This window comes from Aquipuribacter aurantiacus (genome assembly GCF_051216895.1).
Classification (GTDB): domain Bacteria; phylum Actinomycetota; class Actinomycetes; order Actinomycetales; family JBBAYJ01; genus Aquipuribacter.
Genome location: NZ_JBPKAO010000001.1, coordinates 23,348 through 36,357 on the forward strand (window position 1 = coordinate 23,348; position 13,010 = coordinate 36,357).

Annotated in this window: 15 protein-coding genes; 9 read left to right on the forward strand and 6 right to left on the reverse strand. The window is 75.0% G+C overall.

All coding sequences use genetic code 11. From position 1 onward, the window contains the following. Nucleotides 1-27: 27 nt before the first annotated feature. Both ACR80Q_RS00135 and ACR80Q_RS00140 read right to left on the reverse strand, forming a co-directional pair. The gene (locus tag ACR80Q_RS00135) at nt 28-819 is read right to left on the reverse strand and encodes a hypothetical protein (RefSeq protein ID WP_435375506.1); all 792 of its coding nucleotides are present in this window, start codon (nt 817-819) and stop codon (nt 28-30) included. Continuing rightward, nucleotides 816-1,562 carry an ABC transporter ATP-binding protein gene (locus ACR80Q_RS00140; protein ID WP_435375507.1) on the reverse strand — a complete coding sequence of 249 codons (747 nt, stop codon included), beginning with the start codon at nt 1,560-1,562 and terminating at the stop codon, nt 816-818. Before ACR80Q_RS00140 ends, ACR80Q_RS00135 begins: the two co-directional genes overlap by 4 nt. 138 nt (nt 1,563-1,700) lie before the next feature. On the opposite strand from ACR80Q_RS00140, the gene ACR80Q_RS00145 reads away from it, so the two are divergent. The 3 genes from ACR80Q_RS00145 to ACR80Q_RS00155 are packed head-to-tail and all read left to right on the forward strand — an operon-like array spanning nt 1,701 to nt 4,290. Next, nucleotides 1,701-3,032, forward strand: a complete 1,332-nt coding sequence (locus ACR80Q_RS00145) for a sensor histidine kinase (protein ID WP_435375508.1) — start codon at nt 1,701-1,703, stop codon at nt 3,030-3,032. Further along, a complete protein-coding gene (locus ACR80Q_RS00150) occupies nt 3,014-3,745 on the forward strand; it encodes a response regulator (protein ID WP_435375509.1) in 732 nt (243 codons plus the stop codon). Before ACR80Q_RS00145 ends, ACR80Q_RS00150 begins: the two co-directional genes overlap by 19 nt. Next, nucleotides 3,742-4,290, forward strand: coding sequence for a DUF1697 domain-containing protein (locus ACR80Q_RS00155; protein WP_435375510.1), 549 nt, complete (start codon nt 3,742-3,744; stop codon nt 4,288-4,290). Before ACR80Q_RS00150 ends, ACR80Q_RS00155 begins: the two co-directional genes overlap by 4 nt. A gap of 114 nt (nt 4,291-4,404) precedes the next feature. Here ACR80Q_RS00155 and ACR80Q_RS00160 read toward each other — a convergent pair whose 3' ends face one another. Then, nucleotides 4,405-5,691, reverse strand: a complete 1,287-nt coding sequence (locus ACR80Q_RS00160) for a S8 family peptidase (RefSeq protein WP_435375511.1) — start codon at nt 5,689-5,691, stop codon at nt 4,405-4,407. Nucleotides 5,692-5,888: 197 nt separating this feature from the next. On the opposite strand from ACR80Q_RS00160, the gene ACR80Q_RS00165 reads away from it, so the two are divergent. The 4 genes from ACR80Q_RS00165 to ACR80Q_RS00180 all read left to right on the forward strand — a co-directional run bounded on the left by ACR80Q_RS00165 (nt 5,889) and on the right by ACR80Q_RS00180 (nt 8,702). Beyond that, nucleotides 5,889-6,116, forward strand: a complete 228-nt coding sequence (locus tag ACR80Q_RS00165; RefSeq protein WP_435375512.1) for a PLDc N-terminal domain-containing protein — start codon at nt 5,889-5,891, stop codon at nt 6,114-6,116. A gap of 74 nt (nt 6,117-6,190) precedes the next feature. Further along, entirely contained in the window at nt 6,191-7,273 is a 1,083-nt protein-coding gene (locus tag ACR80Q_RS00170; RefSeq protein ID WP_435375513.1) for an alkene reductase, read from the forward strand. A 149-nt stretch (nt 7,274-7,422) separates the two neighbouring features. Next, the gene (locus ACR80Q_RS00175; RefSeq protein WP_435375514.1) at nt 7,423-8,334 is read left to right on the forward strand and encodes a hypothetical protein; all 912 of its coding nucleotides are present in this window, start codon (nt 7,423-7,425) and stop codon (nt 8,332-8,334) included. An 8-nt stretch (nt 8,335-8,342) separates the two neighbouring features. Further along, on the forward strand, nt 8,343-8,702 hold the full coding sequence (locus ACR80Q_RS00180) for a GntR family transcriptional regulator (RefSeq protein WP_435375515.1): 360 nt from the start codon (nt 8,343-8,345) through the stop codon (nt 8,700-8,702). Between the two features lie 11 nt (nt 8,703-8,713). Here ACR80Q_RS00180 and ACR80Q_RS00185 read toward each other — a convergent pair whose 3' ends face one another. Then, complete coding sequence (locus ACR80Q_RS00185) at nt 8,714-9,403, reverse strand: Pr6Pr family membrane protein (protein ID WP_435375516.1); 690 nt, start codon at nt 9,401-9,403, stop codon at nt 8,714-8,716. A 55-nt stretch (nt 9,404-9,458) separates the two neighbouring features. Beyond that, complete coding sequence (locus ACR80Q_RS00190) at nt 9,459-11,096, reverse strand: multicopper oxidase family protein (RefSeq protein WP_435375517.1); 1,638 nt, start codon at nt 11,094-11,096, stop codon at nt 9,459-9,461. Nucleotides 11,097-11,211: 115 nt separating this feature from the next. On the opposite strand from ACR80Q_RS00190, the gene ACR80Q_RS00195 reads away from it, so the two are divergent. Beyond that, nucleotides 11,212-11,817 carry a hypothetical protein gene (locus ACR80Q_RS00195; protein ID WP_435375518.1) on the forward strand — a complete coding sequence of 202 codons (606 nt, stop codon included), beginning with the start codon at nt 11,212-11,214 and terminating at the stop codon, nt 11,815-11,817. A 9-nt stretch (nt 11,818-11,826) separates the two neighbouring features. After that, the gene (locus ACR80Q_RS00200; RefSeq protein ID WP_435375519.1) at nt 11,827-12,192 is read left to right on the forward strand and encodes a helix-turn-helix domain-containing protein; all 366 of its coding nucleotides are present in this window, start codon (nt 11,827-11,829) and stop codon (nt 12,190-12,192) included. Nucleotides 12,193-12,234: 42 nt separating this feature from the next. Here the strand turns inward: ACR80Q_RS00200 and ACR80Q_RS00205 are convergent, their stop codons facing one another. Continuing rightward, nucleotides 12,235-12,876 carry an ATP-dependent Clp protease proteolytic subunit gene (locus ACR80Q_RS00205; RefSeq protein ID WP_435375520.1) on the reverse strand — a complete coding sequence of 214 codons (642 nt, stop codon included), beginning with the start codon at nt 12,874-12,876 and terminating at the stop codon, nt 12,235-12,237. Nucleotides 12,877-13,010: the final 134 nt, after the last annotated feature.

The window sequence follows — 13,010 nt, forward strand, 5'->3', positions numbered from 1 at the left end:
CGGGTGGTGGGGTCCGGCAGCGGTGGCTCAGGCGATCTCGCGACGCAGCAGCCGCAACCAGCCCAGGACGAAGGGGACCCCCGCCCACAGCGCGGTCGTTGTGCCCACGCGGGCCCACTCCCCGGCGTCCATGGCCTCCGGCGCCAGCAGCGGGAACGACGCGGTGCCGAGGTCGATCCAGACACCGATGTCCGCCAGGGACGGCACGAGGAGGATCACCGGCGACAGCAGGCTCGGCAGCAGCAGGTAGGCGACCACACCCAGCGGCGTGTTCTGGGCGAGCAGACCGAACCCCACGCCCACGAGCACGAACACCAGCTGCGCGACGAGCAGCTGGGCGAGCACGGGCCAGTCGACCGCCCACGAGGTGCCGGGCTCGATCGCCGTGGCGACGCCGGTCGCGACCAACGACAGCAGCAGGGCCACCAGCGCGCCCAGGACCGCCAGGACGAGCGCCGCCGCGGTCTTGGCCAGCACGAACCGGTGCCGGGAGGGGACCAGCGCGAACGTGGTCAACGTGGTGCGCTGGGAGAACTCGCCGCTGACCAGCAGCACCCCGAGCACGGGCAGCAGCAGCGACAGCGGCAGCGCGGCGTAGGCCGCGAACGTCGACAGCGACCACTGCGCCTCGGCCACGAAGCCGAGGGCCAGCGCCAGGGCACCGACGACCAGGGCGACGGTGACGCCGAGGATCCAGCGCCCGGTCAGGGTGTCGACCGACTTGCGGAGCTCGACGGCGACGAGGGTCCCGGGGCCCGGACCCTTGATCTCCAGCGGGGCGAGGTCGACCGCGGGGTCGGGGTTGAGAGCGGTGCTCATCGGTGGGCTCCTTCGGGGCTGGTGGGGCTGCTGGGGTTCGGGCTGGTCGGGTCGGTGAGCCGGAAGAAGTACTCCTCCAGGTCGTCCTGGCCCTCGAGCAGCTGGGCCGTGGGGCCGGCGGCGACGATGCGGCCGCCGCCGATGACGACGAGGCGGTCGGCGACGGCCGCCACCTCGCCCAGCAGGTGCGAGGACAGCAGCACCGTGCCGCCGCCGTCGGCGAACTGCCGCACCAGGCCTCGCATCCAGCGGATGCCCTGCGGGTCGAGGCCGTTGGCCGGCTCGTCCAGGACGAGGACGTCGGGGTCGCCGAGCAGGGCGTAGGCCAGGCCGAGCCGCTGCCGCATGCCCAGGGAGTACTTCCCCACCCGCTTGCGGGAGGCGGGGCCGGCCAGCCCGACCAGCTCGAGCAGCTCGTCGGCGCGGCCCGCGGGCACGCCCAGGACCTGTGCGCCCAGGCGCAGCGTCTCTCGACCGGTCCGGCCGCTGTGCTGCGCGGACGCGTCGAGCATCACCCCGACGACGCGTCCCGGGTTGGGCAGGCGACGGAACGGGACACCCGCGACCGTCGCGGTGCCGGAGTCGATCGGGCTGAGACCGGTCAGCATGCGCAGCGTGGTGGTCTTGCCCGCGCCGTTGGGCCCCAGGAACCCCGTCACCGTGCCGGGCGGGCAGGAGAAGGACACGTCGTGCACCACGGTCGTCGACCCGAAGTGCTTGGTCAGGTTGCTCGCTTCGATCATGGCTCGACCTTCGCCGTCGGAACCCCCCGCCGGCAGCGGCCGTGGGTCTGCGCCGACGGTCCGAAGGTCGACGTCCAGACCGGCGACCATCGACCTATGGCGGTGCCGCCTGTCGCCCCACGGTCCTAGCCTGGACCGGTGGGAGCGGGGACGGTGCAGGTCGTGGGCAGGACCTCCGACGACGCCACGCCGGTCGGGACCGGGTCCCGCGCGTCCGGCGTCGGGCAGTGGACCTCACCCACGGGTGAGGTCCGCCGACGCCGGAGCCGCCGCGACTGGGTGGTCGACTCCCTGGTCTTCGTCCTCGCCGTGCTCGGCGGGCTGCTCATGCTCGTGATCGCCAGCACCCCCGTCGAGGACGCCGGGGTCGTGCCCTTCACGCCGTTGACCGCGACGGCGGACGTCGCGCTCGGGGCGCTGGCGTGCCTGTCGCTGTGGTGGCGGCGGCGGTACCCGGTGACGCTGACCCTGCTGACGACGGCGGTGTCGGTGGTGTCGACGTCGTCGGTGTTCGCCGTGATGGCGCTGGTGTTCACCGTGGCCCTGCACCGCCGCTGGGTGTGGACGGTGCCCGTGATCGCGGCCCAGGTCGTGGCGTCCCTCGCCTACTGGCTGGCCTGGACCGACGGCAGCCTGGGCTGGCTCGTCGGCCTGACCTTCGTCTTCGCCGGCGTGGCCATGCTCGCCGCGGTCGTCGCCCTCGGGATGTTCGTGCGGGCCCGTCGCCAGCTGATGGCCTCGCTGCGCGAGCGCGCCGAGCGGGCCGAGGCGGAGCAGGCCCGCTCGGCCCAGGCCGCCCGGCTGGGCGAGCGCACCCGGATCGCGCGGGAGATGCACGACGTGCTCGCCCACCGCATCTCCCTGGTCAGCATGCACGCCGGGGCCCTGGAGTTCCGGCCCGACGCGGAGCCCGACGAGGTGGCCGTGGCCGCGGGGATCATCCGGCACAACGCCCACCTGGCCCTGGAGGACCTGCGCGAGGTGATCGGCGTCCTGCGCTCGGACCCCGCCCTGCCCGACGCCACCGACACCGACTCCGGGTCGCGGCCCCAGCCGTCGCTGGACGCGCTGGAGGCGCTGCTGGCCGAGACCCGCGGGACCGGCGCGACCGTGCAGTCCGAGGTCGACCTGCCCGAGGACGGCACCGCGGACCTGCCGCTGACGACCAGCCGGACGGCCTACCGGGTCCTGCAGGAGGGCCTGACCAACGCCCGCAAGCACGGTCGCGGCGGCGTGGTGCGGGTCCGCGTGGCCGGGCGTCCCGGGGAGGGCGTGAGCGTCGAGGTCAGCAACGCGCTGCGGCCCGCGCACGGCGCACCGGGGTCCGGGACGGTTCCGACGGGGCAGGTGCCCGGGGCCGGGCGAGGACTGGTGGGTCTGGCCGAACGGACCATGCTGGCCGGCGGCCGGATGGAGCACGGGGTCGAGGGGGACGCGTTCATGCTGAGGGTGTGGCTGCCGTGGGGGTGAGCACGGGTGGGGCCGGGCCGGTCGACGGTCCCCAGGGCGGGGCCGACGTGGTCCGGGTGCTCGTCGTCGACGACGACCCGCTGGTCCGCAGCGCCCTGTCGTTCGTGCTCCGCGGCGCGGCCGGGGTGGAGCTGGTCGGGGAGGCCGGGGACGGCGACGAGGTGAGCGACGCGGTGGCCCGCCACCGCCCCGACGTGGTGCTGATGGACATCCGGATGCCGCGGGTGGACGGGCTCACCGCCACGGCCGCGCTGCGACGTCGGCCCGGGGCGCCCGAGGTGGTGGTGCTCACGACGTTCGACGCGGACGAGCAGGTGGTGCGCGCGGTGCGGGCCGGGGCGGGCGGGTTCCTGCTCAAGGACACGCCACCGGCCGACATCGTCGACGCGGTGCGCCGGGTCGCGGCCGGGGAGGCCGTGCTGTCCCCGACGGTGACCCGCGGACTGCTGCGCCACGTCTCGGCCCTGGACGCGGAGCAGCCCGCCGACGAGCGGCAGCGGGCGGCCAAGCAGGCTCTGGAGGGCCTGACCGACCGCGAGCGGGAGGTCGCCGTGGCCGTGGCGCAGGGCCTGCCCAACGCGCAGATCGCCGAGGCGCTGTACATGAGCCCGGCGACCGTCAAGGCCTACGTGTCACGCCTGCTGGCCCGGCTCGGCCTGGACAACCGGGTGCAGGTGGCCCTTCTGGTCCACGACGCCGGGGCGCAGCGGTGACGCGGATCGCCCTGCTGCCCCGCGGCATCAACCTCGGCGCCCGGAACAAGGTGTCCATGCCGGCGCTGCGGGAGGCCATGACCGCCGCCGGCTTCACCGGCGTGCAGACCTACCTGGCCAGCGGCAACGTCGTCGTGGAGCGGGGCGGCGAGGCGCCGCAGGAGGTGGCGGACCGGTTCCGCGCGCTCGTCGCGGACCGGTTCGGCGTCGACACGCCCTGCCTCACGCGGTTGCGGGACGAGGTCGATGCCACCGTGGACGCCGACCCGCTCGGGACCTTCCCCGGGGTGGCAGCCGACCCGTCCCGCCACTCGGTGACGTTCTGCTCCGCACCGCCGGACCCGGACGCGGTCGCGGCGCTGGACGCGGCGGCCTACCTGCCCGAGCGGTTCGCCGTCGTCGACCGTGACATCCACCTGTGGCACCCCGACGGCACGCGCAACGCCCGGCTGCCCCAGGCCGTCAGCCGGCTCGTGACGGGGGTGGTGTCCGCGCGCAGCTGGCGCACGGTGCTGGCGCTGCAGCGCATGCTCACACCCCGGTGAGGTGCGTCGTGACGGGGGCCGGGGCATGACGCAGGCCCGGCGCGAGAAGCCACCGGGCCTGCGTCTCCCCTCCCACGGGACGAACGGGGCTCCGCCCCCCGTCCGTCCGGCGGGTCAGCTGATGTAACCGGTGAACAGCAGCCGGTTCGGCGAGCCGTTGGCGCCGGACACGACGTTGGGCGTGCTGTTGGCGACCAGCGAGCTGGTCACCGCCGCGGGCGACGCGGACGGGTTGCGCTGCAGGAACAGCGCCGCGGCGCCGGCGACGTGGGGCGCGGCCATCGAGGTGCCGCTGATGGTCCGGGTCTGGGTGGTCGACTGGAACCAGGCCGAGGTGATGCTGGAGCCGGGCGCGAAGATGTCGACGCAGCTGCCGAAGTTGGAGAAGCTCGACCGGGCGTCGGTGCTGGTGGTGCTGGCCACCGTGATGGCGTTGACCGCGCGGGCGGGGGAGACGTTGCAGGCGTTCTGGTTCTCGTTGCCGGCCGCGACCACCATGGTCACGCCGGCGCTCACGGCCCGCTGGACCGCGGCGTCGGTCGCGGTCGAGGCGCCGCCGCCGAGGCTCATGTTGGCCACCGACGGGCCGCTGGCGTTGGCCGTCACCCAGTCGATGCCGGCGATGACGCCGGAGTTGCTGCCCGAGCCGTTGCAGCCGAGCACGCGGACCGGGATCACGGTCGCGCCCTTGGCCACGCCGTAGGTGGTGCCGGCGACCGTGCCGGCGACGTGCGTGCCGTGGCCGTTGCAGTCGCTGGTGCCGCGACCGTCGTTGATCGCGGTCGCGCCGACGCCCATCCGGCCGGTGAACTCCCGGTGGGTGGCCAGCACCCCGGTGTCGATGACGTAGGTGTCCACGCCGGCGCCGGTCGGGCCGTAGGTGTAGGTGCGGTTCAGCGGTCGGTTGCGCTGGTCGATGCGGTCCAGGCCCCAGGTGGCGTTGCTCTGCGTCGCGGACACCGAGACCGTCTGGTCGGCCTCCACGTAGGCCACGGCCGGGTCCTTGCGGACGGCGGCCAGCTCTGACGGGGTCAGCTCGGCGGCGTAGCCCGCGATGGCGGCGCCGTAGGTGTAGGTGACGTCCCCGCCGACCGCCTCGGCGCGCGCGACGGCCCTGGCCAGGCTGCTCCCCGCCCGGGCGTGGGCCGAGCCCCGCCGCAGGTCGACGGTGCCCCGGGCCGCGGACGCCTTCGTCGCGGTCGCCGGGGCCTGGTCGAGGACGACGACGTAGCGGCCGTCGATCGCCTCGGCGGTGTCGGCCAGTCGGAGCGGGGCGAGCTCGTCGCCCGTGGCGGCCTGCGCGACACCGCCGAGGGAGGTGATGACGAGGCTCGCCATCCCGATCGCGGCCGCGGCCCGCAGGGGGGCGCGACGCGACGCGGGGCGGGGGGTGTGGTCCATGGATAGCTCCTCGGGTGTGGTCCGGCGCCGGGCGACACCCGGCGGACCGGACGCTACCTCGGAGTCATGACAGATGTAAGACCTTGTGCAATGTCATGTCATGAGTCGTGGTCGGGCGGTCCCCGGGTCAGGCCGCGAGCAGGACGGATAGGGTCGACCCACCCTGACCGCCACGGTCCGGGTCGCTGGGGGGACCGATGACACGCAACCTGCTGGACCAGCCGACGCTGCTCCTGCTGTTCCTGGTCGTCATCCCGTTCGTCCTGTTCGTGTCGGCGCTCGTCGACATCCTCCGTCGGCCGGGGATCGACGGCGTGACGAGGCTCACCTGGGTGATCGTGGTCCTGGTCCTCCCGCTGGTGGGAGCGGTGCTGTGGTTCGTCCTGCGCGCCCGGTTCGGGACGGCACCCGCCTCCTCGGGATGAGCCTCCGGGTCCGGCGCGTTGTCCGGCAGTGGCACCCACCGGTGCCGCGACCAGACCGCGAGGAGATCCACGAAGTGACGACGTCCCTGCTCAGCCCGGTCCGCCTCGGTGCGTTCGACCTGCCCAACCGGTTCGTCATGGCCCCGCTCACCCGCACCCGCACGGGTGAGCAGCGCGTGCCCGGCGACCTCAACGCCGAGTACTACCGCCAGCGCGCCGGCGCCGGCCTGATCGTGTCCGAGGCCGCCGCCATCACCCCCGAGGCCGTCGGCTACAAGTGGACCCCGGGCCTGTGGAACGACGACCAGGTCGCCGGTTGGCGCACCGTCACCGACGCCGTCCACGCCGCCGACGGCCGGATCGTCGCCCAGCTCTGGCACGTCGGCCGGATCAGCCACAGCTCGTTCCACGACGGGCAGCCGCCCGTGTCGTCGACCGACCGGGCGGCCGAGGGCGCCATGTCGTTCACCGCCCAGGGCTACGAGGCCACCTCCACCCCGCGCCGGCTGACCTCCGACGAGCTGCCCCGCGTGGTCGAGGACTACCGCCGCGCCACCGTCCGCGCCCTGGCCGCCGGTTTCGACGGCGTCGAGGTCCACGCCGCCAACGGCTACCTGCTCGAGCAGTTCCTCGCCGACGGCGTCAACGACCGGACCGACTCCTACGGCGGCGACGTCGAGAACCGGGCCCGGCTGACGCTGGAGGTCGTGGACGCGGTCGTCGAGGCGACCGGCGACCCGGCCACCGTGGGCATCCGGCTGTCGCTGGGCAACGGCACCGCCGGCACGACCGACACCGACGTGCAGGGCGTGCTGACCTACCTGGGCGCCGAGCTCGACCGTCGTGGGCTGGCCTACGTGCACTACATCGAGCCCGTCGTGGACGGCGAGCGTCAGGTCGCGCTGACGGAGACCCTCCGGCGCACCTGGCGTGGCCCGCTCGTCCTGGCGCAGGGCTTCACCCCCGAGACGGCGGAGGCCGCCGTCGCCGAGGGCCGCGCCGACGCCGTCGCCTTCGGACGGGCGTTCATCAGCAACCCCGACCTGCCCGAGCGGCACCGGGTCGGCGCCGAGCTGGCCGAGGCCGACTCGTCGACCTTCTACGGCGAGGGCCCCGAGGGCTACACCGACTACCCGGCGCTGCCCGACGCCGCCTGAACCACCCAGCACCACCGGACCCACCTGCGAGGGCGGGGTCGTCGACGCGGCGCACGCGCGCCCGCGACGGCCCCGCCCTCGCCGTTTGCCCTCCGGGGTTTGTACCGATACGTTGATACGACGTTCGATACAAACAGAGGGAGAGACGCATGACACCGCTAGTCCTGGCGGTCGCGGCGACCGCCGTCGCCGCCGTCGTCCTGGCCTGCACCTGGACACCGCTCGGGGGGCGGCTGCTGCTGCGCGGCACGGCCCGGCGGGCCGACCTCGCCCCGCCCGTCCACGACCGCGGGCAGGTCGTCCGTCGTCTGCAGGAGCGGACCACCGCGGCGACGTCGGGCCTCCTGCTCGGTCTCTGGGTGGCGGCCGTCGTCGTGCCGCCCGACCCCGCGCCGGGGGAGGAGCTCGTGGTCCCCGACGCCATCCCGCTGGCCATGGGGGCCGGGTTCGTCGGCATGGCGCTCGCCGCGGCCGCGTACGCGCTCCTCGCGGTGCGCCGTGCCCCCGACTCCGACGCGCCGCGTGTCGCGCGCACCCGTGAGGTCCGCCTCGGTGACTACGTCAACGGCCTCGAGCGGTGGAGCACGGTCGTCGCCTGCCTGGTCCCCACCGCCGTCGGCCTCGTCCTCGCGGTCCTGCTGGCCGACCCCGCCGTCGCCGGGGTCGACCCGCTCAGGATCGGCCTGCTGGCCCTCGTGCCGCCCGCCCTGCTCGTGCTGTCACTGGCCGCCGGCGGGGTGGTGCTGAACGCCCGCCGCACCGTGTCCAGCCCGGAGGAGCTCGCCTGGGACGACGCCCTGCGGTCGCAGGCCCTGCGCGACATCGTCAGCATGCCCATGTACGCCGGGCTCGTCGCCACGCTGGGGCTGGGTCTCGAGGTCGCCCGCGCGGTCCCCGACGAGCGCATCGCCGTCGGCCTTACCGGGTTGTGGGTCATGCTCGCGCTCGGGGTCCTGCTGGTCCTGCTGGTCGTGATGCTCGCCAGCCGCCCCGCCCGGCACTTCCGGCTCCGGCTGTGGCCCGTCCCGCCCGCCGTCGCCCGGGCCGGGGCCCGGCCGTGATTCTCCAGGTGGACCCCCGCTCGGCCGTCCCGCCCTACGAGCAGGTCCGCAGCCAGGTCGTCGCCCAGGTCGACGCGGGGCTGCTCCGCCCCGGCGACCGGCTGCCCCCGGTGCGTCGACTGGCCGGGGACCTGGGCCTGGCGTCGGGGACCGTCGCCCGCGCCTACCGCGAGCTGGAGGCGGCCGGTGTCGTGGTCACCCGGGGCCGCAACGGCACGGTGGTGGCCGCCACCGGCGACGTCACCGAGCAGCGGGCTCAGGAGGCCACGCTGGTCTACCTGTCCGCGCTGCAGCGGCTGGGCCTCGGCGCCGACGACGCGGTCCGGCTGCTGCGCCAGGTCGGCGACGGCCGCACCCGCCCCACCTGACCCCGGCGGTCCTAGCCGGCCCGGGCCTGATCGCCGACCGGCGTCCGCTCGCCCCCGGTGCCGCGCCGCAGCAGCCGGTCGGCCCCGTGCGCCACCGCGGCCAGGCCCAGCAGGAGGACGGCGACCCCGCCGCAGTTCAGCAGGACCTGCGCCCAGCCGAGCTCGTCGACGTCGACGAAGGGGTACGGCCAGAAGCCACCGACCAGGGGTCCGCGCACGAGCGTGAAGGTGAGCCAGAGCACGGGGAACACCGCGCTCAGCGCCACGACCCCCCAGGTGGTGCGGCCACGGGGCCCGAACAGCACCCAGCCCAGGACGGCCAGGACCGGCACGACCGTGTGGACGGCCACGTCGGCGACGTAGCCCCACCCGCTCAGCTCGACCAGCCCGGCCAGGACCGAGTGGTAGACGACGCCCGTGACCGTGATCGCGACCAGCGACGTCAGGCGGAGCACCCGGCGCAGCCGGGTGTCGCGGTCGGGGTCCAGCGCCGTCAGCAGGGCCGACGCCGCCACCAGCAGGTTGGACTGGATGGTGAAGAACGCGAAGACGTTGAGACCGCGGGCCAGCGGGGTGCTGAAGTACCCGGTCTCCACCGCCGCCGAGAGCGGGACCTGGACGGCCACGGCCACCACCACGACGGCCGCCGTCAGCAGGAACCAGGCACGGGCGAGCGGCTCGTTGCGCACGGGGGCGATCACGCGCGAACGGTCGCACACCGCCGTCCGCGGGACAACGCAGCCGACCGCGACGGTCTCAGTGCTCGTGCCCCGCCGCGCCGGGGAACAGCCTGGCCGCCCCGTCGGCCTGCCGGTCCGTCGACGGCGTCGCGACCTCGTGGGACGCATCGTGGACGTCGCCCGCCTCGCCGCCGGGCCCCACGAGCACCAGCTGCCCCATCATCCCCTGGTCGTGGTGGGCCAGCAGGTGGCAGTGGTAGAGGTACGGGGCGTCCGGGTCGGGCGGTCCGTCGTGGCGCACGACGAGCCGGGCCACGCCGCCGGGCGGCAGCAGGACGGTGTCCTTCCACCCGGTCAGGTGGGCCGGCGGCGGCGACCCGTCCAGCTCGGCCACGACGAACGAGGTGCCGTGCAGGTGGAAGTTGTGGGGCATGCCGTCGAGGTTGCGGACCGCCCACTCCTCGGTCGTGCCGGTCTCGGCCACCTCGTCGACGCGCGACATGTCCATCCGCAGGCCGTTGATCGCGTTCCCGCCCGCCAGGTCGAACGTCCGGGTCACGGTGGCGTCCTGCACCGCCAGGTCCGGCGCCGGGGCCAGCGTCCCCGCCAGCGGCGGGCTCGCCCGGAGCCGCTCGGCCGCCCGCAGCTCGAGCACGTCGAACCGGTCACCCGCCCCGGACATCCGCGCCATGACCCCGGCGACACCGAGGTCCGGTGGTCGGCTCTGCAGCACGACCCGCTCGCCCGGCCCGACCCGGACCACGACCTCGGCCCGCTCGCCCGGCGACAGCATCACCGACCCGGTGCTCACCGGCGCCGGGAGCAGCCCGCCGTCGGTCGCGACCAGGTCCATCGGCCGGCCGTCGTCGAGCACGAAGTCGTAGACCCGGGCCGCCGAGGCGTTGAGCAGGCGCAGCCGCACGGCCTCGGTCGTCACGTCGAGGAACGGCCCCACCGTGCCGTTGACCAGCAGCGTGTCGCCCAGCGGGCCGGTGACCTCCAGGAACCCGTTGCCCCGCGCGAGCGAGCCGTCGCCCCCCAGCCTCACGTCCTGGACCATGACGGGGACGTCGTCCACGCCGTAGCCGTCGGGCAGCCCGCCCGGCGCGGCGGCGGGATCGTCCACCAGGAACATCCCGTAGACCCCTCGGCGGACGTGCTCGGCGGTCGTGCCGTGCGCGTGCGGGTGGTACCAGCCCGACGTGGCCGGCTGGTCGACCCGCCACGACGGCGACCAGGACCCACCGGGCCGGACCAGCCGGTGGGGTCCCCCGTCGGACGCGGCGGGCACGTGGAGCCCGTGCCAGTGCAGCGTGGACGTCTCGGGCAGCTCGTTGCGGACGTCGACGCGGACCCGTTCGCCACGCTGCACGCGGACCGTCGGGGCGAGGTGGGCGCCGTCGACTCCCCACGTCTCGGTGTCGCCGCGGCCGGTCAGGTCGGTCCGACCGGTCTGCATCGTCAGGTCGAAGACCCGCGTCCCCCCGGCGTCCACGGTCGAGGCCGCGAGGGCCGGGATGCGCAGCGGTCGCTCGAAGGTCACCGCCCCGACCGTGTCGGTCCGCCCGTTCCACCACAGGGCCACGGCCCCCACGACGGCGATCATCACCGGCACGGTCACCGAGACGACGACCGCCAGCACGACCGCACCGCGACCGCGGCGCCCCGGCGCAGGGGGCGTCGGGTGGTGCGCCTGGACGGCTGGGGAGGTCATGACGGCCAGCCTCCGCGCTGCCGTCGCGCCCCGGAATGGGGTTCACGACCCCACGGGACGGGGGTTTGCCCCCGCGTCCGACCACGGCAGACCCGACACCTGACACCATGCACCCGTGGCACTGGGCAACCAACGAGGCGAGTGGGACGACTACGAGTGGTTCCGTCTTGCGGACCTGCCCGCGCCCCGACCACGCCGCGCGGCCGTCGCCGTCCTCGAGGAGGACGACGCCACCGCCGGGATGCTCGGCGAGGCGCTCAAGGGCTGGGTCCGCTCCAACCCCGTCTGGCACGACGGGGCGGGTGACCGGGTGCTGCTGGTCGACCTGGACAACCTGCGCGCCGGTGCCGTCCGCTGGCGGGCCCGGATGGAGCTCGTGGTGGCGCTGGCCCGCTCGGCCGACCACGTCGTGATCTCCGGCCAGCACGCCGCGGTGGACCGCGGCCTGCCCCACCTGGCCGAGTTCGGCTCCGTGGCGCAGCCCGTGCCGGACGGCGCGGACCTGGCCGACTTCGTCCTGCTCGAGGGGGCGCAGGCCGTGGTCGCGCGGAGTCGCCAGGTGGTGGTGCTCAGCAACGACGGGATCTTCGCCGAGCTGGCCGACCGGGGCCCCGTCACGGTGCTCAGCCCGGGCGCGAGCGCCCTGAGCGACCGGTTGTTCGACGCCGCCAAGGTGGTCATCGACCTGATGACCCTGGAGCGCCGGCTCGCCCCGGCGTAGCCTCGCACCATGACGGCCACCGCCGGCACCACCCGAGCCACCCCGCCGTTGCGCGTCCTGCTCGGCCACGTGCTGCGCCGGCACCGCACGACCCAGCGCCGCACCCTGGCCGACGTCGCCCGCGACGCCCAGGTGTCCACGCAGTACCTGTCGGAGCTGGAGCGCGGCCGCAAGGAGGCGAGCTCCGAGGTGCTGGCCGCGCTGTGCCGCTCCCTCCACCTGGACCTGGCCGACCTGCTGGGCGAGGTCCGCGACGACGTGCTCGTGCTGCGCAGCTCGACCACCGTGGTGGGGGCTCGCGTCGTGGCGCTCCCGTCGCACCAGCGGGTCGCCGGCCCGGGACCCCGCTCGCAGCCGCAGCTGCGCGCCGCCTGACCCCGGGGGCGGACGTCGGGGACGTCCGGCCCGGCCTCCGCCTCACCCGTGCGCCCGGCGCACCCCGGACGAGGCGGGGGCGAACCCCGGCTGCCCCCGGTCCGACGGCCCGACCGTCGCCCCGGGCATGCCGTCGGCTCCGCTCACCACGTGGTCCACGAACCCGTAGTCCTTCGCCTCCTGCGCGGTGAACCAGCGGTCGCGGTCGGAGTCACGGAGCACCTCCTCCAGCGTGCGACCGGTGTGGAACGCGATCCGCTCGGCCGTCACCGCCCGGGTGTGGCGCAGGTTCTCGGCCTGGATGGCGATGTCGCTGGCGGTGCCGCCGATCCCGCCGGACGGCTGGTGCATGAGCACGCGGGCGTGCGGCAGGGCGTACCGCTTGCCCGGGGTGCCGGCGCAGAGCAGGAACTGCCCCATCGACGCGGCCAGCCCCATCACCACGGTGGCGACGTCGTTGGGGACGAACTGCATCGTGTCGTAGACCGCCATGCCGGCCGTGATCGAGCCGCCGGGGGAGTTGACGTACAGGTGGATGTCGCGGTCGGGGTCGTCGGCGGACAGCAGCAGGAGCTGGGCGCAGACGGCGTTGGCGGTGGCGTCGTCGACCTGCGTGCCGAGCACCACGATGCGCTCACGCAGCAGGCGTTCCAGGACCGGGTCGGTGGAGAGGGTGGCTGTCATACCTCGACGGTGCTCGCCGCGGTGCGCACGGTCACGGCGTTCTGCTGCGGGCGGCTCTGCCCACGGCAGCAGCACCCTCCTCCGCCCACCGGCTCGGGACGGGCGGCCGCGGGTCGTCCCCGCTGCGCCTGCCC

Bases quoted from the DNA above. Each gene is read 5' to 3' on its own strand.
- ACR80Q_RS00165 (WP_435375512.1), top strand. From the start codon at position 5,889: ATGACACGCAACCTGCTGGACCAGCCGACGCTGCTCCTGCTGTTCCTG.
- ACR80Q_RS00200 (WP_435375519.1), top strand. From the start codon at position 11,827: ATGACGGCCACCGCCGGCACCACCCGAGCCACCCCGCCGTTGCGCGTC.
- ACR80Q_RS00135 (WP_435375506.1), bottom strand. From the start codon at position 819: ATGAGCACCGCTCTCAACCCCGACCCCGCGGTCGACCTCGCCCCGCTG.
- ACR80Q_RS00140 (WP_435375507.1), bottom strand. From the start codon at position 1,562: ATGATCGAAGCGAGCAACCTGACCAAGCACTTCGGGTCGACGACCGTG.
- ACR80Q_RS00160 (WP_435375511.1), bottom strand. From the start codon at position 5,691: ATGGACCACACCCCCCGCCCCGCGTCGCGTCGCGCCCCCCTGCGGGCC.
- ACR80Q_RS00205 (WP_435375520.1), bottom strand. From the start codon at position 12,876: ATGACAGCCACCCTCTCCACCGACCCGGTCCTGGAACGCCTGCTGCGT.
- ACR80Q_RS00190 (WP_435375517.1), bottom strand. From the start codon at position 11,096: ATGACCTCCCCAGCCGTCCAGGCGCACCACCCGACGCCCCCTGCGCCG.
- ACR80Q_RS00175 (WP_435375514.1), top strand. From the start codon at position 7,423: ATGACACCGCTAGTCCTGGCGGTCGCGGCGACCGCCGTCGCCGCCGTC.